The following is a 21,718-nucleotide window of genomic DNA, read 5'->3' on the forward strand; positions in this document are numbered from 1 at the left end:
TATTATATTGAAAGAGGGATTTGGTAGAAAAATATGGGGGGATATTATGAAAATTCAAGTTGTATTATCAGGATACGGAACAGTAGGCAGAGAGTTTATAAAATTATTAAATGAAAAATATTCATATATATATGAAACATATGGGATTCAATTAGTTGTAAGTGGCGTATTAGGGAGAAATATTGCAATACATAATGAAGACGGCTTATCACTTCATCATTTATTGATGTATGGTGGCGGTACCGCTGCAATTGAAAAATATTTAGAGTATCATCCGAAGGAACGTGCAACAACTAGCATAAGTGGTACTGTATTGGTAGAATCAACAGTTACAAATCTTAAAGATGGAAATCCAGGGAAACAATATATGAAACAAGCGATTGAGAAACAGATGGATATAGTAGCAATTTCTAAAGGTGCGCTCGTTACAAACTGGAGAGAAATAAATGAAGCAGCAAAAGGCGCAAATATACGAATTCGATATAGCGGTGCAACAGCCGCTGCACTACCGACACTAGATATCGGACAATTTAGTTTAGCCGGTTGCAGTATTGAAAAAATAGAAGGAATATTAAATGGAACAACTAATTATATTCTTACGAAAATGTATGAGGAAGATATGACATTTGAAGAAGCACTGAAAGAAGCACAAAATAAAGGAATTGCTGAGACGAACCCTATATTAGATATAAGTGGTTCAGATAGTGCGTGTAAATTGTTACTTTTGACAAACAGCTTAATGGAAACAGAGAAAACACTTACTGATATACATATAAAAGGAATCGAGCACGTTACAAAACAGCAATTTAGAAATGCTAAGGAACAACATAAAATTATTAAATTAATAGCATCAGCATATAAGGATGAGGGTGGCAATGTCAATTTAAATGTTGAACCGTGCGAAATAGAAAAAGATCATCCGTTAGCAAAAGTAAATGGGACCGAAAAAGGAATTACGTTCTTTACAGATACGATGGGACAAGTTACTACAATTGGTGGGGCTTCTAATCCACGAGGCGCTGCAGCTGCAGCTTTAAAAGATGTAATTAACTTATATCGAAAAGATTTGTAAGACCGTACCGCCCTTTATAAAAAATACATATGTCGTGGACCTTTTGAGAATGAAATAAATATGCAAAAATGATTGCAGGGGGTAAGGAATTGTTTAAGGATTTTAAAGTTGTTAAAGATCGTCCCGTTTATATTCAGTTGAAAGATTATTTGAAGAAGATGATTATGAAAGGGCATTTGCTCGGGGATCAAAAAATCCCATCAACAAGGGAACTAAGTGAATTACTAAGTGTGAGTAGAAACACTGTACTCGCTGCTTATGCAGATTTAGAGCAAGAAGGACTCATTTATGCAGTTAAAGGAAAAGGGAACTTTGTTGCGAAGGTGGATATATCTAACACTTCGTCTGTTGAAATAGATTGGAAAAAGAAACTTAATACAGTGACCGCATTAGCGGATGAATTAGATTTAATGAAACATGGTGTTCGTTGGGAAAAGGGAATGATTGTTTTTAATAGTATAGCCCCGGATGAGAAGCTATTTGATGTTGAAAATTTCAAAAGAGCTTTTCTTACTCGTATGTCCATTGAAGGAGACATCGTATTGAACTACGGATATGCAAAGGGATATAGACCGTTAATGAATTATTTACTTCATTACATGGAAATGAAAGGTGTAGGCATTTCGAATAAAGATATTCTAATTACAAATGGATTTACAGAAGGATTGGATATTGTACTCTCTTCTTTATCAAAAAAATCCGGGCGTGTCATTTGTGAGAATCCAACTCACCACGCTGCACTTAAGCTTTTCCGTTTACATGGACTTGAAGTTCATGGGATTGATATGCATGAGGATGGTATTGATACGAATGAAGTTGAAAAAAGTTTGCGTGAAAAAGATTTTGATTTTGCTTATTTAATTCCTTCTTATCATAATCCAACCGGTATTGTTACGAGTTCAGAGAAAAGAACGGAATTGATGAGGTTATTCTCAAAATACAAGGTTCCTATTATAGAGGACGGATTTAATGAAGAATTACGTTATTCAGGTTCACATTTAGCCCCATTATTAACTTTTGCTGGAGCTGGCAATAATGTGATTTATATTAGTAGCTTTTCAAAGGTACTTTTCCCTGGTTTACGTGTAGGCTGGATTATTGCAGATAAAGAGCTGATTCATTATTTAGAAAGCGTAAAAAGAGCAAGAACGATCCACACATCTACGTTAGATCAAGCTGTTCTGTTTCAATATTTACATGAGGGATATTTTGAGAAATATTTAAAAAAGGCAAGATCTGTTTATAAGAAAAAATATGAGTTAGCTGTCGGGGCATGTGACCAGTACATTCCTTTTAAAAGAATGACTGGAGATGGTGGACTTCATTTATTTATAGAACTAGAAGAGCATATGAATGCCCGCACACTTTTACAAAAGTGTTATGAGAAAGGCGTTACGTTTTCACCTGGAGATGTTTTTTACTCTGATGGAGAAGGAGCGAACACTTTCCGATTAGGTTTTTCGCGCTTGAAAGAAGAAGAAATAGTTCGGGGAATTAAAATAATTGGTGATACATTAAAAAATGAAATTTGGAGTTGAGAAAATGAAAATCGGTGTTATTATGGGTGGGGTATCGTCTGAAAAACAAGTTTCAATTATGACGGGGAATGAAATGATTGCTCATTTAGATAAAAATAAGTATGAAATAGTTCCAATTCCATTAAATGAAAAAATAGATTTAGTTGAAAAAGCGAAAGACATTGACTTTGCGTTGCTCGCATTACACGGAAAATACGGAGAAGATGGGACAGTTCAAGGAACACTGGAGAGTTTAGGGATTCCTTATAGCGGAAGTAATATGTTATCTAGCAGTATATGTATGGATAAAAATATTTCGAAAAAGATTTTACGTTATGAAGGTGTAGAAACACCAGATTGGATTGAACTTACAAAAATGGAGGATCTAAATCTTGATGAGTTAGATAAGTTAGGATTTCCATTAGTAGTAAAACCAAACTCTGGCGGATCGAGTGTCGGAGTGAAAATCGTTTATAATAAAAATGAATTGATCTCAATGCTAGAAACTGTATTCGAATGGGATTCTGAAGTAGTAATTGAAAAGTATATAAAAGGTGATGAAATTACATGTTCAATTCTGGATGGAAAACAGTTACCTATAGTTTCAATTCGACATGCAGCCGAATTCTTTGACTACAATGCAAAATATGATGATACTAGTACAGTTGAGGAAGTTATCGAACTTCCAGCAGAAATTAAGGAACGTGTAAATAAAGCGTCACTTGCTTGTTATAAAGCATTAAAATGTAGTGTTTATGCAAGAGTTGATATGATGGTGAAGGACGGAATTCCATATGTAATGGAAATTAATACATTACCAGGGATGACACAATCAAGTTTATTGCCAAAAAGTGCAGAAGCAGCGGGGATTAGTTATAGCAAACTATTAGATATGATTATTGAAACATCATTAAAAGTTAGAAAAGAAGAAGGGTTTTAAGGGAATTATATAACGAATTTTTTTGACAGTTTCACGAAGTATGCTATGATGAATACATTATAAAAACAAAATATTTATCCACTAGGGGGGCCTTTTATAGGCTGAGATCAAATGTGATTTTGAGACTCTTAGTACCTGATCTGGTTAATGCCAGCGTAGGGAAGTGGGAAAGACGTTGCTATTTAATGAGTAAATAAATACTGTCGATTTCACTTTCTTTACGCCTGTAAAGAAAGTTTTTTTATTTTACAGCTTTAATAATTGTGGATAAATACTTATATTTTATACATTATTGGAGGGATTTAAATGACTTTTTCACAATCATTACGTAAAGAAGTAGATTCAATTTGGGAAGCGAGTTTTAACCATCCTTTTGTAAAAAAACTTGGTGAAGGAACGTTAGATTTAGCTAGTTTTCGCTATTATGTGCTTCAAGATTCATATTATTTGAGTCATTTTGCTAGAGTACAAACATTAGGAGCTGCAAAAGCTCTTGAATTAGAAACGACAGCTCGTATGGCACACCATGCCCAAAATACATATGAGGCGGAATTATCATTACATGAGAATTTTGCGAAGAAATTAGGGATAACGAAAGAAGAAAAAGATAATTTTATCCCTGCTCCAACTGCATACGCATATACTTCACATATGTATCGTGCTGCGTACGAAGGACATTTAGGCGATATCATTGCAGCAATTTTACCTTGCTATTGGTTGTATTATGAAATTGGCGAACGCTTAAAAGAGTGCCAGCCGGAAGAGCAAATTTATAACGAATGGATTTCTGCTTATGGATCTGATTGGTTCCGTACGCTAGTTGAAGAGCAAATTACACGTTTAGATACTATCGCTGAAAAAGTAACAGAGGCAGACCGCAAACGTATGAAACAGCATTTTATTATTAGCAGTCAATATGAATATTCATTTTGGGAAATGGCTTATACATTAGAAAAGTGGCCAGTGGATACAGACGTAAAAGACGTAATTGGATAAAGAATAGAAGTAATGTTATAGATAGGTATGGATCATACCTATCTATATATTTTTTCTTGTCAAATTTGCGTAAAGTCATTAGTGCTACGGATATGGCGAAATAGAATATCGATAATTTAGCTCATTTACTTGTCTACGCATTAACTGGATAAACTTCTGTCACATTTATTTTACAATCAAAGAACGTAAATGTTGGTGGTATGAAGTTAAATAAGAAAAGAAACCCGAGCTGTTAGCTGTAACGGAGTTGTTTTTTCTTTGCAGGAATTTCTAAATTATCATGGAGTGTTGTTAATACGATATGCAAATATGCATATCGTATTTTTTTTTGAGCTCTTTATGTGTTAAAATCAGATATAGAGATATGGAAATATAAAGAAGCAAAAGCAGGAATATCCAATGAATTTTGAGAGGTGTTATATGTTTACAAATAAGAAATTAATTCGATTTGGTTTATCGTTATTTGTATTTTTAGGGATAATTAATTTTACAATCAGCTATTTCCAAACATATCTTGAAACAGCAGCAGATATTAAATGGATAATTCCAGAAATTTGGAAAACCATTTTGCTAGATGTTCCTCAAGGGATACTTGTTCTTTTAGGCGCAATTGCTTTATATGATTTCACAAAAGAGGCATCACAAAAAGACGCATCAATCTAAGTGTGTCTTTTTTCTATTAGGAATTTCATAGAGAGTTTTACTGGAGAAATAGAATGAAAAGCCCTAATTAGGGCTTTTTTTGTTGGAATTTCTTATCCGTCATAGAAACCGGTCACTTGGAGGTGTTATAGCGAAAGCCATTTACAGTACAGAAAAATCTAAGCAGCAGACGGAAATATATAGGATATGGCATCATAATTATTGAGAAATTAATTGAACTTAGTAAGTATGAAGATATGACGCTAGAATTCATATTTTTTAATTTTTATTTATCCCGCTATTTGCCGGGCAGTAAGCCCCCCACCTCAAAATTCAGCGGAAGCAAAGAAGTTAGGTAGGGGATGAACAAAACCCCACTGATTAAAGTTTCACTTTATAAAAATGAGCCCATAGTAAAAATAGGTATATGAACAAGGTGCATCATCTAGTGATAAGTCATACTTTGTTGGTGTACGTATTGAACTTAGTTTATAGCGCTATTTCTACTTAGATGTAACGAACAGGAATATAGGGAAGTATCGATGAGGTTGTATTTTATAAACGGAGGTTATGAAAATGAATCAGTTTCAACAAGAACTACAAGCGTTAAGCCTTAATGATTACCGGTCTGGAAATATTGTCTATTGGGACCAGCAAAACCAATATCCATATTACTATATTGAAGATGCTGCTCGTCGCTGTGGCGGTTGTGGTCGTTGTGGCGGTTGTGGTGGAGGTCGTTGTGGCGGCTTCCGTTGTGGTGGCTTCCGTTGTATTGGTTGCTTCGGTTGTTTTGGTTGCGGAGGCTGTGGCGGTTGTGGCGGCTGTGGTGGTTGCTCTAACTGTTTTGATGGTTTTACTGATACTACCGGTACTATTGTAACGTATGAATATTGATAACATCTATCTTGCTAGTTGCGGGCAGTAACATCCCAAAAAAAATTCAGCGAGAGCAAAGAGAAGTTAGGTGGCGGACTGCCCATAAAAGCCCGATTGGTGAGAGCTGATTAAAGTTTCACTTTAGCAATTAAAAAACATTAGTTATATGTACGTGCCGACAAAGAATATAGCCATTATTAATGGATATATTCAATCATTCAAGTGAAAAAGTAACAATAAGATATATAGATGTAATCAAGATGTGATGGATAAAGCAATGACTAGATTTAAAATCTAATCATTGTTTTTTTCTTATGGTTTTATCATTAAATATCTGTCTAGTTTGGGCATTGCTTCCTTCTAGCTAATGATTTTATTACAACCGTGTAAGGTTAATGTAATGTTAATCGATAGTAAAATAAGTTGCTTAAGTGTATTTTAAATAAGATTAAAAAGTACTGTTTATCTACAAAATAATAGGGTAAATACTATGTAATTAGGAAGTGTATGAATATGGTTGAACTAAAATCTATTTTCCATTCGTATAAACTAAAGAGAAAAATAGCTAAAGATTTATACGGAAAAAGAGATGAATTATCACTGTTATTAAATGAATTTAATAATATGAAATGTACAGTAACATCTGAAAAGAAGAAAAATAATATATTATCTCGTTTGCAACTAATTTATCAAAATATGAAATCGGATAAGCAGTACCCTCTAGCAGTTGCTTTTGATAGTAAATTATTGGAGCGATTAGAAAAAGAATCTCTACATACTATTGAGGAGGGTGTAACATGTCTACATTTAATGTTAGATATGAATTATGAGAAGATAAAACAATATGGTTCGGGTACAAGTAGGTCATTCGTTCCATTATCGCAGTCTTCTATTTGTCTTGCTGATTGTATTTGTTTAACAGGAGTTGTAGTAGGTTTACTAGGAGCAATTTCATTTGGGGGATTACTGTTATCTATATGTTCAATTACATAAAGGTTGATATTTGTAAAAAGGGCACCGAATTAAGGTGTTCTTTTTTGGTTTTTTTGTAAAGTTATTGTAAATGATAAGTACAATGCATTATGTGTAATGTATAATTCGAATGTATTGAAATACAAATATTATAGAGGTGTTATACATGATAATTACTTTGAATTTTTAAAAGAGTCGGTTTGATAATAGTTTATGTAGATAAACAGTTTTTACGTTTCTTTTAAATACTTGGTTTAAATGGATTAGATTAAGTAACTATTGTTCTAGCTTTTTGATAATCAAGACAACTGAAGAAAGGAAGGAATCATTTTATGAAAAAATTAAGGCTGCTAACATTTGAAAATATAGTAGAACCCCTTTTAAATGAAAAGGTATCATTTATATACTTTCCTATTGAATGGCTGGACATCGTAGAGATACATTATAAGACATTTTTATTAACGAGTAAGTTGAAACGTTTGAATGAAAGATTGTATGATATGTTTTCGGATATATTGTTTATTCAGCATAACCCGTACGTATTAAATGAAAATACACCATGGATTGTATCGAAAGAACCTATTAGACAAGAGCAGCTCGATTATATTTTTCAAAGTTGGTATGAGATTATTCATGATTGGAAACCAAATAGATTAGTAGAACCACCAAAATATGAATGGCAATCCGATTTGATTTCTAATTTGCCAGTACTACATGATAATGAAACGTATTCTAAGTGGGTGCCCGCTTTAATCTCACATATTTTTTGTGAGCGTCCTATATATTTAGAAAATACAAATGAAGAAGAAATCTATTTTTCCCCTCTTAGATCACAAAATATTTGTGAGGCGATGTCTGGGCCGATAAAAGATGAAAAAACACAAGATTTTTTCTCCTATGTATATCGATTCGAATGCATAACCCGCGGTGGTGAGAACGCTCCATTATTAAATATTTCAATAGGAATTCGGAGATTTTATCAAGAATATAATCATCCAGATATTCCTTTACTTTTAAGACGAAAACGAGGCATGATATTGATTTCTACCTCAGAGTTTGCGTCAAATAATAAAAAAATACGGTTTGTAAAACTAAAAATACAACAAGCTACAACCGGCATGAAATGGATTAAGATATTTAGAAATTTAAAAGATGATTTTCAAATAGGGGGAGAGGTGGATTTAGACCATATTCTCCAATATCCGAAAGATTATATTGTAGGGGAAAATAAAAGGGTGTTATTTCCATACAATGAGAGAATTTATAAAGTTCGAGGTACTAAAATAGAACCGGGTATAACAGTAAAGGAAAGAGAGTATTTATTTAAAGAATTTCAGCGTAAATTCTCTTATTTCACAATACTTCCAGAATGTAAAAAGGTAGCAACAAATAACAAAAATGAATTATTTCCTTTATTTGCACCAAAAGGATTAGAGACATTAACATTAGAAGTTTGGTCTGAAAATATAGCGCTGGAAATAGAACAAGCATTACTTGATAGCAAAATTGTTTTGACTAAAGTTGGTGAAAATTCTTATGTATTGAATACAGATTTTCCGGTGTTATTAAAGATTGTGAGATACAATATTGAAAAGGTGTTACAAAATCCATATAAAATGCAATATTGCCAAAAATATAAAACAAATCTTGTAGATGATGTTAAGAAAGCTGTCTATGCTACCGCGGGTGAGCGCAGTGATGCGACATTAGCATTAATCGCAATGAAAAATTGTGATGGACGCGAAAAAATTGATCCAAAACAAATCATTAGAGAGGGATTTGCAAGAACAAACCGTATTTCAACATTTATTAATTTATTTATAGGACAAAATGTATCTCGTAAAACAATTGTAAATAGTGTTTTTAGTCTATTAGAACAAAAAGGATTTTTGAAGCGTAGTTGGAATAAGATAAATTTACCTTGTACATATGTTAGTTTATCAATTGAACGAATATCGAAATTCGATTTCTTACCTATTTTTTCAAAAATAAAAGGAAAAGAAATTTTATATAAATTATATGGGAGTACAGAGTGGCAAACGATTGATTACGTATTATTAAATATAAATAAACATAATGCATTTTTACCACAACCATCAAAGAGAAATGATATGGGGGCTCTTTTTAAACAATATGTTTTCGAAACATTAGTGGAAATTGTACAATATGCAAAAGAACAAAATGAACAAGTTTACTTCATTGTAGATGCAAATTTGAGAAAATATTGGATAAAAGAGTTACAAAATAAAGAAATTAATATAGATATTTTACCTGATATTGTTCCAGAGGTCTTAAAGGTTCCAAATTTAAATATTATTAGAATAAATACAGGTTTTGATGTACCAAGTTACGGTGTAATAGAGCGGGATGATGGTCTAGATAGCATTGGCTTATATGCAGATCAAAAAGGGATGTATTATAGCACTGGTGAATATTCACTTAATTGTAGTGGGATTTTTCAGCGATATATACTTGAAATTTTACCATTGGGTGTAAAACCTGTAGAAAGGGATTATATCGCTAAAATGATACATTACATGTGCTGTAATTCTAGTATGCTTTCGAAAAAGAATGTACACATGACATATTCCGTACATATGGAAAAAGTAATGAAGACTTATATTACTGACATAGATGCAAGAGAGTTTAAAGAATTTGATGATGAATTGGATGTAGATGTAGTAAAGGTAGAAAAGAAAGATTCAATTACTCTACTTTAAATACTAGTAAACAAATCCTGCTCGTTATATCGATCAGGATTTGTCATTTTTTTATGTAAATAAGGATATCCTTTGTCAAGTATCTTTTCGTTTACATATTTACTTTATGTGCAGACAGGATTAATATGTTTTTTAGAAATACAAAAACTATATCATATGGAAAAAGATTTTTATTAATTGAAAAAATTTGAAAGGAATGGGGAATTGTGAAGAAATTAGATGTGCTCTTAATGCTATTGAGCGGCCTCTTTCCAATTGCAGGACTTACAAAGCAAATCCCTCTAGAACAATCTATATATATTGGAGGGCTTTTATTTTTTACTAGTTTCGGTAGTTATTTTGCTAAAAAGATGTATTCACGTATATGCAGCTGGATAGCGTATGCGCCATTTATAACATTACTGTTAGTTATTTGGCATCAGGATATTTCAACAAGTTCAATCATAACAAATGCAAAAATTGCTGCATGTGTCGCGTTAATTCCATGTTTATTCCGTTTTCGTACATATGGACTTACTTTGGGCTTATTCTCATTATGGGCCGCTTTACTATGGGATATAAAAGAAGTACAGTCGTTAGTCATACTTGAACGCATAACGAGTTTAATGACAAGCCATTATGTATATATATTACTATTAATTGGAGGACTTGTAGTAGGAGGATTACTTGCGATGTTCATTCACCGCAAAGAGAAAGATAATAATAAAGAAAATATAAATCTACTTGGACCAAAAAAGAAACGCAAAAGATTATCAATTAAGATTAGACTTCCAAGATTGCCGAAATTAAAGATGAAACTATTTAAGTTTGGTGGGAAAGAATCTAAAAGTAAAATGGCAGAAAAGAACCATGAGTATAAGTACGATGAACCAGTTGCAACATATGAAATGACAGAGCAAATAGATCCATACAAAGAAAATGCAGTTCAAGGTCAAACAAGGATGGAACGCCGAAGAAATAGGTATAATGCATAATGAAGTTTAATAACCCCGTAATGACTTATCTTAATATTGATAAATCATTACGGTTTTTTTATGTAATGAAATGAAGGTTGCTATTGCGGAGGGGAACAGCATATTTTATAGGTAGGAACCAAAATGAAATAAGGGGAGGATAAAATGCTTATCATTACATATATATCTGCTTGTATATTATTCTTAGTTAGCTTTTTACATGTATATTGGGCTTTCGGAGGTAATTGGGGGACAAATAGTGTTATTCCAACTAAATCAGGGGAAAAGGCGTTTACACCTCGCGCCGGAATGACATTGTTCATTGCATTATTATTAAGTATGGCAGCAATAATTTTGTTGCAACAAGCAAATATTGTTCATTTTGCAGTTCCTAATGTTATTATTCAAGTCGGTTCCTGGATTTGTATGATCGTCTTTTCTATTAGAGTAATTGGTGAATTTAACTATTTTGGTATCTTTAAACGCCAAAAAGATACGCACTTTGCAAGAATGGATACCGGTTTATATATTCCACTTTGTGCATTTTTATCTTTATCTTTTTTATTAGCAATAATTTTGTGAGTGAATAATAGTAGTTTCCGTTCTCAAAATATATGTAAACGTGAGAAATCTAAGAGTAAATAAAAAGGATGTAAGCGCCTTCTTGTCGAAAGGTAAATTATTATGAAAGGCGGTGACACTATGAAGTATGTAAAAGTTAGTATGAATGGTGGAAGTGAACATAAATTCTCAATGACTTTAGATCGGTTTGAAGAACTTATTACTACAGAGAATGGGATATTAGAAAATAAATTAGTATGTATTGAAAATGTAATGATTAATCCTACTAATATATCTTCTGTAGTTGAAAAAATTGGTGTACCGGCTAAGTTTATGGAAGCTTAAAATCGTTAGATAAAAAACATCCATTGAGGATGTTTTTTAATTTATAAATATGAAATTGTACAGTGAATATTTGAGTATATTTTTTAGCAATGACTATGCATATATTAAGTACCTGAACATGGTGCTTAATACATGCACGAAATAATAAGTACAAGCATATATTATGTAGTAGGACAAGATCTTCGTGTCCTACTTAATACTCAGAAAAAACCTCTAATCACATAAGAGCAGCCAATTGCAGGGTGCTCTTATTTTTTTATGAAAATCTACTATGAGCCTTATTTTATAGTAGGATGCAATAATAAAGGTCTATTTTGAAATAGTGTTTTTTAGCCTTTAATTTTAAATTTATCTTTAACGTTAATAAATATTAAAAATAATATGATAGCAGAAATTAAGTTAGATAAGTAGAAATTTTGATGAAACAGTAGTTCAAAGATGACATCGAAAGTAACGAATAAGGCAATAGCAGGTAGTATGCAAATAAATATAAATCTCCAATTTTTTAAGTAATGTTTATAATTTGTAAGTACTTTATCCATAAATATAGCTCCTATATTTTTGTTTTTATATAATTATACATTTAGATACAAGGATTTTCAAAGTAAAAATATTTAGCAATTCAAAAATATAAGGAGAGCTTTTGTTGAAAATCCAGATTGCTGTAGTAATCTGAATTTGACTTTAAAGAACTATACTAAAATGATACACTATAATCTACGTTATTTTTGAAATGAATAGAGGGATTTGTGTGATAGATAAAATTAAAAATGCTGTAGAGGATATGTACGAAGATGAGGCTAAAGGTTTACTTCAAAGTATTCTCATACAGTTAAACTTATTAAAAGAAAACTATAGTGAAGATACAATTAAAAATTTGATGGATATTCCGAAACAATTAACAAGTAATCCTACTTATAAAAGGAATGTAAAAGAAAGTACGCACGTACATATTGCTTTTGATGATTCAACGGCTGGTTGCTTGAAATATATGTTAAGTCAAGAAGAATTATTTGAAGAGAGTGTTGTTGCTTTTTCGGAATTCTTTTCAATTGGACCGATATATAAGTTGCATACGAATGAGGGGCAACTAGCAAGACAGAAGTGGTTAATAAATAACTTAACTGCATATGATAGTTATTTTGAAGAAGAATATTTATTAAGATTTATAGCAACTATAGAAGAACTACATACTATTCCTGTTGAAACGCCTATTACAATTTGGAGGGCTGATAATGCACATGAACATGTAGGTCTAAGTTTTATAATAGCACAATTAAAGGATAAGAAAAACATTCGAATAATTAATACGTCTGAAGCAAGCAGAGAAATATTAAAACAAGAGTATGATATTCGTGGAACGGGAGAATTACCACCTGAAAGTTTAGCTCTATTCCAAAAAAGTTTTATAAAGTTACCTTATTTAACTGAAGAGAAGCGCATGAAGTTTGAACATGAGTGGAATAGATTATCGGAAAGCATAGAATGTTTAAGAGTGTGGAAAGAAAATGAAGTGCATTCTGTACAGGAAGATTATTTTGATCAATTTATAATTGAATGCGCGAAAAGTGTGGGTGCTGATCGAGAGTTCCTCAAAGCTCCTAGAGTAATTGGTGAAGCACTTGGTCTTGTTGAACAATTGGTTGGAGATACTTTCTTAGAATATCGCTTGAAACAATTAATTAAACAAGAAGTATTTGAATTTGAAGGTTCGTTAGATGAAATGCGTTTTTATAGTGTGAAGTTAAGGAGATGATAAAAATATTCTATTTTTAAAAAACTCGTATTTTTAATAATACGAGTTTTTTAAGTTGAATTTGGGCTATACATAAGCTTCCCAGAGAGGGCATATCACATATGAATGATAAAGGTAATGAATGAAAAGAAGGTGATTTGTTAATATGTATAACCAACAAAATTATCCATATGATCAAGCGATGTATTATAATCCACATGACTACGGGTATGAACCTACAAATGAAGTGAGAGATATTGAACAAGAAGATTACAGACCAGATGATGCGGAGGATGCTCCAACGTCACCACCACCGTCACAAGCGCCATCGTTACCGTCTACATTTGCTTCTCCAGCACAACCAGGCAATATGAAATCATGGATGTGTAACTGTTTAGGAAGATGGGGCTATTTACGTTTACATCGTCCTGGACCTTTTGGAAGGGATTTATGGTTCTTTCCGACTGAAGTGAGAAGAAACGGAGTATCAGGTTACACTTGGCAAGGTGGTCGTCGTCGTAAAGTAAGTTATCGCTATCAACAAATTAGTAATTTTATGTGCTTCGCATAAAGAGAGGTGGGAGAGTAAAACGATTGTACTCTCTCACTTTTTTATTTTTCAATATACGAAGTAAGATTTTGATTAAAAATTTACAATTTTCACGTTTTTATTAGAGTATAATGCATATGTTGGTTGGTTTTCAAAAACAAATGAGAGTGAGGGAATACAATGTCAATGAAAAACAAAGTTGGGTTAAGCATAGAGGATGGCATTAATTTAGCTTCAGCTCAGTTTAAAGAAGATGCGTATGAAATTTATAAAGAATCGCGAAAAAAACAACCTATATTATTTGTAAACCAAGTTGAAATCGGTAAAGAATGGCTCATTACTAGATATGAAGATGCTCTGCCACTTTTAAAAGATAATCGTTTAAAAAAAGATTGGACAAATGTGTTTTCTCAAGATATAAAGAACATGTATCTTTCCGTTGATAATAGTGACCACTTAACAACACATATGCTAAATTCAGATCCACCTAACCACAGTCGTTTACGATCTTTAGTTCAAAAAGCTTTTACACCGAAGATGATTGCACAATTAGACGGAAGAATTCAGAGAATAGCAGATGATTTGATAAGTAATATAGAGCGAAAAGGTACATTAAATCTTGTGGATGATTATTCGTTTCCGTTACCAATTATTGTAATAAGTGAGATGCTCGGTATTCCAAAAGAAGATCAAGCGAAATTTAGAATTTGGTCTCATGCTGTTATTGCATCACCAGAAACACCTGAAGAAATAAAAGAGATCGAAAAACAACTATCTGAGTTTATTACATATCTTCAATATTTAGTTGATATTAAAAGAAAAGAGCCAAAAGAAGACTTGGTGAGTGCTTTAATACTTGCAGAGAGTGAAGGGCATAAACTTAGCGCTCGGGAACTATATTCAATGATAATGCTATTAATTGTCGCAGGACATGAGACGACAGTGAATTTAATTACAAATACGGTATTAGCACTTCTTGAAAATCCAAATCAATTACAGTTATTAAAAGATAATCCAAAACTAATTGATTCGGCTATTGAGGAAGGATTGCGTTATTATTCTCCAGTTGAGGTTACAACTGCAAGATGGGCAGCGGAACCTTTTCAAATTCACCATCAAACAATACAGAAAGGAGATATGGTTATTATTGCATTGGCTTCAGCGAACCGTGATGAAACAGTATTTGAAAATCCAGAAATATTTGATATTACACGGGAGAACAACCGTCACATTGCCTTTGGTCATGGTAGTCATTTCTGCTTAGGAGCTCCACTTGCGAGGTTAGAAGCAAAGATTGCTATTACTACTTTGTTTAATCGAATGCCTGAACTACAAATAAAAGGGAATCGTGAAGAAATTAAATGGCAAGGTAACTATTTAATGCGTTCTTTAGAGGAATTACCTTTAACTTTCTAGAATAGTTAAAAGGAGACATGCATACATCGAAAATGATTTACATAGAGTATGTATGTGTTATTTAAATTCGAAACGGAAGGGTGAAAACATCCCAATGATCAACTAATTCTATTTGTAAGAGATCTTCGTTAAAAAACGAAATATTCTTCTGAATAGGGTTAGTCTGTACATTTATAGAAAAGGGATGTATTTCGCTCTGCGAATATATAGTCTTTTTATATGATTTGTGCTGCCTCCTGTTCAGAACATGAAATAGGAGGCTTTTTTATGTCGACAAATGTAGTAACGAAACAAAACAATGGGGCATCACAAGTATTAAAAAATCGGTTTGTTCAAGGGATTTTAGCATCAGCATTATTTTTACAAATAGGAATATGGGTTCGAAACTTTGCGGTATTACTATATGTAATGGAAATGACAAAAGGTGATGCTTTTGCTATTTCGATGATTTCAGTTGCTGAATTCGCTCCAATTTTTATTTTTTCATTTATTGGCGGTACTTTTGCTGATAGGTGGAAGCCAAAGAAGACAATGATATGGTGTGAAACGTTAAGTTCCATTTCAGTATTCGCTGTATTAATTACGCTTATGTTTGGAACGTGGAAAATTGTGTTTTTTGTGACACTCATCTCTGCAATCCTTTCACAGTTTTCACAACCATCTGGAATGAAATTGTTTAAACAACATTTATCAACAGAACAAATTCAATTAGCAATGTCTATATATCAAACGATATTTGCAATATTTATGGTATTAGGACCAATACTAGGGACATTTATCTTTCATAGTTTTGGAATTTATATTTCAATCATCATAACAGGTATCTCGTTTTTACTTGCGGCAGTTGTATTGTTATTTCTTCCGAAAGATCTTGAAAACGACGTAGAAAAGAAGGATATCACTCTGTTGCAAGAGATGAAGGATGGTATTAAGTATGTCAAAAAGAAAAAAGCATTAACTTTGCTAGGGCTTTGTTTTATGGCTGCAGGACTAGGTATAGGATTAATTCAGCCATTAGGTATATTTATTGTGACTGAGCAGTTAGGATTATCAAAAGAGAGTTTACAGTGGCTACTAACAGTAAATGGTGCGGGAATGATTGTTGGCGGAGCATTAGCAATGGTATTTGCGAAAAATGTTGCTCCGCAAAAGATGTTAATTATCGGTATGCTTGGTCAAGCAATTGGTATTGGCATTATAGGATATTCTACAAATTTATGGGTGACACTTACAGCGCAGCTTTTTAGTGGTTTAGCTCTTCCTTGTATCCAAATTGGTATAAATACACTTATTATTCAAAATAGCGATACCGATTTTATAGGTCGTGTAAATGGTATTTTAAGTCCGCTTTTTACCGGTTCAATGGTAGTAACGATGAGTATAGCTGGCTCATTAAAAGAGATGTTTTCATTAAGTATGATGTATGAAGGGACGGCTTTACTTTTTATAATTGGATTATTGTTTATTTTACCTATATACAATTTAAAGCCAGTAATAGCGGTAGAAAGTGAAATAAGTGGTAAAGGAAGTGCCGTACAAAATGAATCCTAATCCAAATGTTAAATACCCTATTGAAGGAAATCAAAACGTTCAATTTATAAAAAATATAATAACAAAACCTAATATACTTGTTGGTGACTATTCTTATTATGATGCGAAAGATGGAGAAACATTTGAAGATCGAGTATTACATCATTATGAATTTCTTGGAGATCGCCTTATTATTGGAAAGTTTTGTTGTATTGCATCTGGAGTTAACTTTATTATGAACGGAGCCAATCATCGGATGGATGGATTTTCGGCATATTCATTTAATATATTTGGAAATGGGTGGGAGAAGTATACACCTAGTTTGTCTGATTTACCTTATAAAGGTGATACAGTTATAGGAAATGACGTTTGGATTGGTATGGATACAACAATTATGCCCGGAATAAAAATAGGGGATGGTGCAATCATTGCAGCTAAATCTGTTGTGACTAGAGACATCGCACCATATACAATTGTTGGTGGAAACCCTGCAAATAAAATAAAAGAGAGATTTTCAAATGAAATAATTCAAGAATTATTGCAAATTCAATGGTGGCATTTTGATATTGAAAAAATAACTGGAAATATTGATGCTATTGTACGCGGAGATATTGAACCATTAAGAAAGCTAAAAAGGGAATGAAAAATGGATGACAAATAGTATCATACCTCCGAATTTTGTTAATGATAATAGAACAAGGAGGTGTGATACTATGGCACAAGACGTTTTATGTGAAGTAAACAACTGTAAATTTTGGGCGAACGGTAATAAATGTAGTGCAGAGGCAATTTACGTAGTAAGTCATAAAGGTAAACATGCATCTACAACGGAAGAAACAGATTGCAAAACATTTGATCCAGAAGTGTAAATTCTTTAAGGGTAGCCAAATCGTGGTTGCCCTTTTATTAATGATAGTATTGATAATAAATATCATTTTCATTCATTAATTTTAGCTTTTTTGTTATTTTTTCATATTTTCTTCATAAGTAATGTAATCCAACTCAATTCATGTTCAATTCGTGATTTACTAAATTCAATGACTTCAGTAATAAAGGCTGAGGTAACCTCTAGAGACTGAATAGCGGTAAGTTGACTATGTAGTACGTTTTGACGTACAGTCAAAATCTCTTTTCTAGCTTCATATTCAAGTTTTTCAAATAGCGCGATACGAACAAGAAATTCTGCATTATTTGTCGCAAGTTTTTCGGGAAACTCTCGTAACATTTCAGAAAAAATTTCTTCTCCTGTTTCTGTTATATCGTACATATTTCGGTTTGGTTTTCCAACTTGTTTATGTATTTTTTTCGTTATAGCACCCATATTTTCAAAGCGCCGAAGGGCAGGGTAAAGCATGTTGTGATTTAATTCAAAATTCTCACCTAAACGATTTTGAACATTTTTTTTGATTTCATATCCATGTTTTGGTCCGGTCGTTAATTCTGCTAGTAGTAAAATATCAACGTACATAAAAATCCCCCTTATATATTTCTCAAGTTCTCTAATGAAAAATCCCCTTTAGTATATGTTAAAATAACATATGATAGTTTATACAACTTTGAACTGCCGACCTATCACTTTTATTGTAAAAGAAAAGGGAGGAAAGAACTATGGCTTCACCTGAAAATGTTATTTTAGTTCATGAAATTTCAAAGCTGAAAACAAAAGAAGAATTATGGAATCCATATGAATGGTATCGTTTGATGAGGGATAATCACCCAGTTCATTATGATGAAGAGCAGGATGTATGGAATGTTTTTTTATATGATGATGTAAATCGTGTTTTATCAGATTATCGCTTATTTTCAAGTAGAAGGGAGCGCAGACAATTCTCAATCCCTCCTTTAGAAACTAGAATAAATATAAACTCTACAGATCCACCAGAACATCGCAATGTACGTTCCATTGTTTCTAAGGCATTTACTCCAAGAAGTTTAGAACAGTGGAAACCTCGAATACAGGCTATCGCAGATGAACTTGTACAACATATCGAAAAATGTAGTGAAGTTAATATCGTTGAACAGTTTGCTGCACCTTTACCTGTTACCGTTATTTCTGATTTATTAGGAGTCCCAACAACAGATCGTAAAAAAATTAAAGAATGGTCTGATATTTTATTTATGCCGTATAGTAAAGAAAAGTTTAATGATCTGGATACTGAGAAAGGGATAGCATTAAATGAATTCAAAGCATACCTTCTACCGATTGTTCAGGAAAAGAGATATCATTTAACCGATGATATCATTTCTGATTTAATTCGAGCTGAATATGAAGGCGAAAGATTAACCGATGAAGAAATTGTAACCTTTTCATTAGGTTTACTAGCAGCTGGGAATGAAACCACTACAAATTTAATTATTAATAGCTTTTATTGCTTTTTAGTAGATTCACCTGGAATTTATGAAGAGTTAAGAAAAGAACCTAACTTAATTTCAAAAGCGATTGAGGAAGTATTACGCTATCGCTTTCCTGTTACATTAGCCCGGAGGATTACAGAGGATACAAATATATTTGGTTCTTTAATGAAAAAGGATCAGATGATTGTTGCGTGGGTTAGTGCAGCGAATTTAGACGAGAAAAAATTTTCACAAGCCTCTCAATTTAATGTACATCGAACAGGAAATGAAAAGCATTTAACCTTTGGGAAAGGTCCTCACTTTTGCTTAGGAGCACCACTTGCACGTTTAGAGGCTGAGATTGCATTAACTACCTTTATAAATACTTTTGAAAAAATAGAGCTATCTCCATCTTTCTGTTTAGAAAAATGTATATTGGAAAATGAACAAACATTAAAATACTTACCTATTCGTTTGAAAGCTAAATAAAAATCTTAACAAGGTGCATACATTTGCATCTTGTTTTTTGTTTCTCAATTGTGAGTTTCCGGTAATTACCTTAATATGGAATTGTATAAAACGTAGAGGAGGATTCTTATGTTGACTTGTAATGGAAGTAAATCATTTCAAAAGTTTATTAAAGGTGTTACAGATCTTATGGAAAACGGTTTATTTGAAGAAGAAATAGTGTGTGGCATTGAAAAGTTACTAGAAGAACTTTTAGAAAAGAAAACATGGCTTCCGTTAGATAAACAGAAGGCCAATTTGACTCAATATGCACGACATTTATTGTATGAAGATCCGCTCAAACGTTTTGAAGTACTAGCTCTCGTATGGAAAGATGGACAATCTACACCTTTACATGATCATGACGGCACATGGGGAGTAGAAGGCGTTTTTTCAGGAAGGATTATGGTGCAGAACTTTATACAAACGAAACAACTTGGAAATTCACTTGTTTATTTAACACATATAGGAAATCTTTATTTGGGAGAAGGAGAAACAGATAAAGTAATTCCACCAGCGGATTGTCATATTCTTGAAATTAGCAAAAATGAAAGCGTTATTACGATTCATGTCTATGGAAAACGGTTAGAAAAGTTTAAAGTATATATCCCAACTGAAGAAAAAAATGTGTACATGTGTGAGACGAAATACATTAGTTATAATTCATAGTTTAAAATCCAAAGCTTTTTTAAAAAGAAAAGCTTTGGATTTTATTTTTAATTATTTCTTGACCTGAAACGCTTTTCATAAATTATAAATAAGAAGTACCTCACGAGGATTGTATGAAAACGATACCTAATAATTAATTAGAACTCGTGTATTTATAGAAAGTGGTGAAGAAATAATGAAATTAATTGCAATTGATTTAGATGGAACTCTTCTTTCGGGGAATAAAATGATAAGTAAAGAAAATGCAGAAGCAATTCGAACATGTCAAGAAGCTGGCCATGTTGTAGCAATTTGTACAGGACGTTCTATTGTTGACATTGAGCGATTATTGTTAGAAGTTGATTTAGAGTGTCCAATCATTGCGGAAAATGGTGCTCTTATATATAAAGATAAAAAAATGATGAAGAGATATCCAATTCAAAATATGCAGGCACTTGAAATTGTAGAATATCTTGAAGAGAATGGTTTATATTATCAGCTCTATACTGATAAAGGTGTGTATGTACCGGATTATGGAGTAGAGAGTGTACGTAATGAAATTGAGCATGTGAAGAATTCAAAAGAAAATTTCGACTTGAAAGAGTTAGAAACAATCGCAGCATTATATCTTGAGCATACAGCGTTTCATAGTGCGGAAAGTTGTAAACCAATTGTAGAAACAGATATACATGTGCATAAACTATTACCATTTTCTTATGAAATTGAGAAATTAAAAAAACTAAAAGAAACATTTCTTCATAATACAGATTTAGCAATTACATCTTCATATTGGCACAATTTAGAGATTAATCATCGAGATGCTCAAAAAGGGAATGGATTATATACTTTAGCAGAACATCTTAATATTCCGGTTGAAAACACTGTAGCGATAGGTGATGGGCTAAACGATGTTTCTATGATGGAAAAAGCGAACATATCAATTGCAATGGGGAATGCAGTAGAAGAAATAAAAGCAATGTGTAAATACGAAACGTTATCAAATGAAGAACATGGTGTGGCACATGCTTTATATAAATATGTAATGTAATTAAAAAAGAAAAAAGAATCCAAATGGATTCTTTTTTCTTTTTTATTAGGGGTAAGGTATTCTATGAGATTCATAGAAGCCTTATTACATTTTATTATATAGAATATATTGGAATAAATGTTTATATTTTTCATAAAAATTGTGAATATTTTATGAACTTTATACTTATTGCATGTTTATACCGCTATTAGTAACGTGTATGACTCTCAAGTGAAAATTCAGTGAATGTAAGGAGGAATTCAAGTTACTAGACAATAAGTGAGGAATCAACGAAATATATACTAATTAAAGGTATATTCAGTATATATATTCTTTTCTTATTTTAATTGAAAAATAAAATTTGTTCGAATAAT

General features: G+C 32.3%; 22 protein-coding genes, 1 pseudogene and 1 riboswitch. Of the genes and pseudogenes, 21 read left to right on the forward strand and 2 right to left on the reverse strand.

Features of this window, described 5'->3' with window-relative positions; all coding sequences use genetic code 11:
- The first annotated feature begins 46 nt into the window (after window positions 1–46).
- The 12 genes and pseudogenes from NST90_RS12635 to NST90_RS12690 all read left to right on the forward strand — a co-directional run bounded on the left by NST90_RS12635 (window position 47) and on the right by NST90_RS12690 (window position 11,597).
- The gene (locus NST90_RS12635; RefSeq protein ID WP_046392717.1) at window positions 47–1,072 is read left to right on the forward strand and encodes a homoserine dehydrogenase; all 1,026 of its coding nucleotides are present in this window, start codon (window positions 47–49) and stop codon (window positions 1,070–1,072) included.
- Between the two features lie 89 nt (window positions 1,073–1,161).
- The gene (locus NST90_RS12640) at window positions 1,162–2,610 is read left to right on the forward strand and encodes a PLP-dependent aminotransferase family protein (RefSeq protein WP_046392718.1); all 1,449 of its coding nucleotides are present in this window, start codon (window positions 1,162–1,164) and stop codon (window positions 2,608–2,610) included.
- Window positions 2,611–2,614: 4 nt separating this feature from the next.
- Window positions 2,615–3,529, forward strand: a complete 915-nt coding sequence (locus NST90_RS12645) for a D-alanine--D-alanine ligase (protein WP_046393158.1) — start codon at window positions 2,615–2,617, stop codon at window positions 3,527–3,529.
- 73 nt (window positions 3,530–3,602) lie between these two features.
- A riboswitch (TPP riboswitch) is annotated at window positions 3,603–3,708 on the forward strand.
- A 127-nt stretch (window positions 3,709–3,835) separates the two neighbouring features.
- Complete coding sequence (tenA, locus tag NST90_RS12650) at window positions 3,836–4,525, forward strand: thiaminase II (protein ID WP_000144513.1); 690 nt, start codon at window positions 3,836–3,838, stop codon at window positions 4,523–4,525.
- 399 nt (window positions 4,526–4,924) lie between these two features.
- Window positions 4,925–5,188 (forward strand): DUF3937 family protein, encoded by a 264-nt coding sequence (locus tag NST90_RS12655; protein WP_016122577.1) that lies wholly within the window; start codon window positions 4,925–4,927, stop codon window positions 5,186–5,188.
- Between the two features lie 555 nt (window positions 5,189–5,743).
- A complete protein-coding gene (locus NST90_RS12660) occupies window positions 5,744–6,064 on the forward strand; it encodes a heterocycloanthracin/sonorensin family bacteriocin (protein ID WP_001071364.1) in 321 nt (106 codons plus the stop codon).
- 176 nt (window positions 6,065–6,240) lie between these two features.
- Window positions 6,241–6,344: pseudogene (locus NST90_RS12665) on the forward strand (site-specific integrase); the annotation flags it as partial.
- 209 nt (window positions 6,345–6,553) lie between these two features.
- A complete protein-coding gene (locus NST90_RS12670) occupies window positions 6,554–7,039 on the forward strand; it encodes a hypothetical protein (RefSeq protein ID WP_002024190.1) in 486 nt (161 codons plus the stop codon).
- A 311-nt stretch (window positions 7,040–7,350) separates the two neighbouring features.
- Window positions 7,351–9,738 carry an RNaseH domain-containing protein gene (locus NST90_RS12675; protein ID WP_283748165.1) on the forward strand — a complete coding sequence of 796 codons (2,388 nt, stop codon included), beginning with the start codon at window positions 7,351–7,353 and terminating at the stop codon, window positions 9,736–9,738.
- Window positions 9,739–9,944: 206 nt separating this feature from the next.
- Window positions 9,945–10,712, forward strand: a complete 768-nt coding sequence (locus NST90_RS12680; protein WP_044307542.1) for a DUF3959 family protein — start codon at window positions 9,945–9,947, stop codon at window positions 10,710–10,712.
- A 144-nt stretch (window positions 10,713–10,856) separates the two neighbouring features.
- Window positions 10,857–11,273 (forward strand): DUF3995 domain-containing protein, encoded by a 417-nt coding sequence (locus tag NST90_RS12685; RefSeq protein ID WP_000905571.1) that lies wholly within the window; start codon window positions 10,857–10,859, stop codon window positions 11,271–11,273.
- A gap of 120 nt (window positions 11,274–11,393) precedes the next feature.
- The gene (locus NST90_RS12690; protein WP_000878369.1) at window positions 11,394–11,597 is read left to right on the forward strand and encodes a hypothetical protein; all 204 of its coding nucleotides are present in this window, start codon (window positions 11,394–11,396) and stop codon (window positions 11,595–11,597) included.
- A 329-nt stretch (window positions 11,598–11,926) separates the two neighbouring features.
- On the opposite strand, the gene NST90_RS12695 is transcribed toward NST90_RS12690, so the two are convergent.
- Window positions 11,927–12,139, reverse strand: coding sequence for a hypothetical protein (locus NST90_RS12695; RefSeq protein ID WP_000362067.1), 213 nt, complete (start codon window positions 12,137–12,139; stop codon window positions 11,927–11,929).
- A 209-nt stretch (window positions 12,140–12,348) separates the two neighbouring features.
- Here NST90_RS12695 and NST90_RS12700 point away from each other — a divergent pair, with 209 nt between their 5' ends.
- From NST90_RS12700 to NST90_RS12725, 6 genes are all read left to right on the forward strand, one after another.
- On the forward strand, window positions 12,349–13,353 hold the full coding sequence (locus NST90_RS12700; RefSeq protein ID WP_025710280.1) for a DUF1835 domain-containing protein: 1,005 nt from the start codon (window positions 12,349–12,351) through the stop codon (window positions 13,351–13,353).
- 145 nt (window positions 13,354–13,498) lie between these two features.
- Window positions 13,499–13,903 carry a hypothetical protein gene (locus NST90_RS12705; protein ID WP_000282680.1) on the forward strand — a complete coding sequence of 135 codons (405 nt, stop codon included), beginning with the start codon at window positions 13,499–13,501 and terminating at the stop codon, window positions 13,901–13,903.
- Window positions 13,904–14,062: 159 nt separating this feature from the next.
- Window positions 14,063–15,298, forward strand: a complete 1,236-nt coding sequence (locus tag NST90_RS12710) for a cytochrome P450 (RefSeq protein WP_046392757.1) — start codon at window positions 14,063–14,065, stop codon at window positions 15,296–15,298.
- 267 nt (window positions 15,299–15,565) lie between these two features.
- Window positions 15,566–16,849 carry an MFS transporter gene (locus NST90_RS12715; RefSeq protein ID WP_000106383.1) on the forward strand — a complete coding sequence of 428 codons (1,284 nt, stop codon included), beginning with the start codon at window positions 15,566–15,568 and terminating at the stop codon, window positions 16,847–16,849.
- Window positions 16,839–17,471, forward strand: coding sequence for a Vat family streptogramin A O-acetyltransferase (locus NST90_RS12720; protein ID WP_339201555.1), 633 nt, complete (start codon window positions 16,839–16,841; stop codon window positions 17,469–17,471). Before NST90_RS12715 ends, NST90_RS12720 begins: the two co-directional genes overlap by 11 nt.
- A gap of 70 nt (window positions 17,472–17,541) precedes the next feature.
- Window positions 17,542–17,697 (forward strand): DUF1540 domain-containing protein, encoded by a 156-nt coding sequence (locus tag NST90_RS12725; RefSeq protein ID WP_000046095.1) that lies wholly within the window; start codon window positions 17,542–17,544, stop codon window positions 17,695–17,697.
- Window positions 17,698–17,798: 101 nt separating this feature from the next.
- Here the strand turns inward: NST90_RS12725 and NST90_RS12730 are convergent, their stop codons facing one another.
- Window positions 17,799–18,296: a PadR family transcriptional regulator gene (locus tag NST90_RS12730; RefSeq protein ID WP_044307539.1), complete on the reverse strand. Its 498-nt coding sequence runs from the start codon at window positions 18,294–18,296 to the stop codon at window positions 17,799–17,801.
- Between the two features lie 140 nt (window positions 18,297–18,436).
- Between NST90_RS12730 and NST90_RS12735 the strand changes: the two genes are divergently transcribed.
- The 3 genes from NST90_RS12735 to NST90_RS12745 all read left to right on the forward strand — a co-directional run bounded on the left by NST90_RS12735 (window position 18,437) and on the right by NST90_RS12745 (window position 21,365).
- Entirely contained in the window at window positions 18,437–19,651 is a 1,215-nt protein-coding gene (locus NST90_RS12735; RefSeq protein ID WP_016122580.1) for a cytochrome P450, read from the forward strand.
- 108 nt (window positions 19,652–19,759) lie between these two features.
- Window positions 19,760–20,338 carry a cysteine dioxygenase family protein gene (locus tag NST90_RS12740; protein WP_000954432.1) on the forward strand — a complete coding sequence of 193 codons (579 nt, stop codon included), beginning with the start codon at window positions 19,760–19,762 and terminating at the stop codon, window positions 20,336–20,338.
- A gap of 175 nt (window positions 20,339–20,513) precedes the next feature.
- Entirely contained in the window at window positions 20,514–21,365 is an 852-nt protein-coding gene (locus NST90_RS12745; RefSeq protein ID WP_000766385.1) for a Cof-type HAD-IIB family hydrolase, read from the forward strand.
- The last annotated feature ends 353 nt before the right edge of the window (window positions 21,366–21,718 follow it).

The organism is Bacillus sp. FSL E2-8900, assembly GCF_037966225.1.
Classification (GTDB): domain Bacteria; phylum Bacillota; class Bacilli; order Bacillales; family Bacillaceae_G; genus Bacillus_A; species Bacillus_A cereus.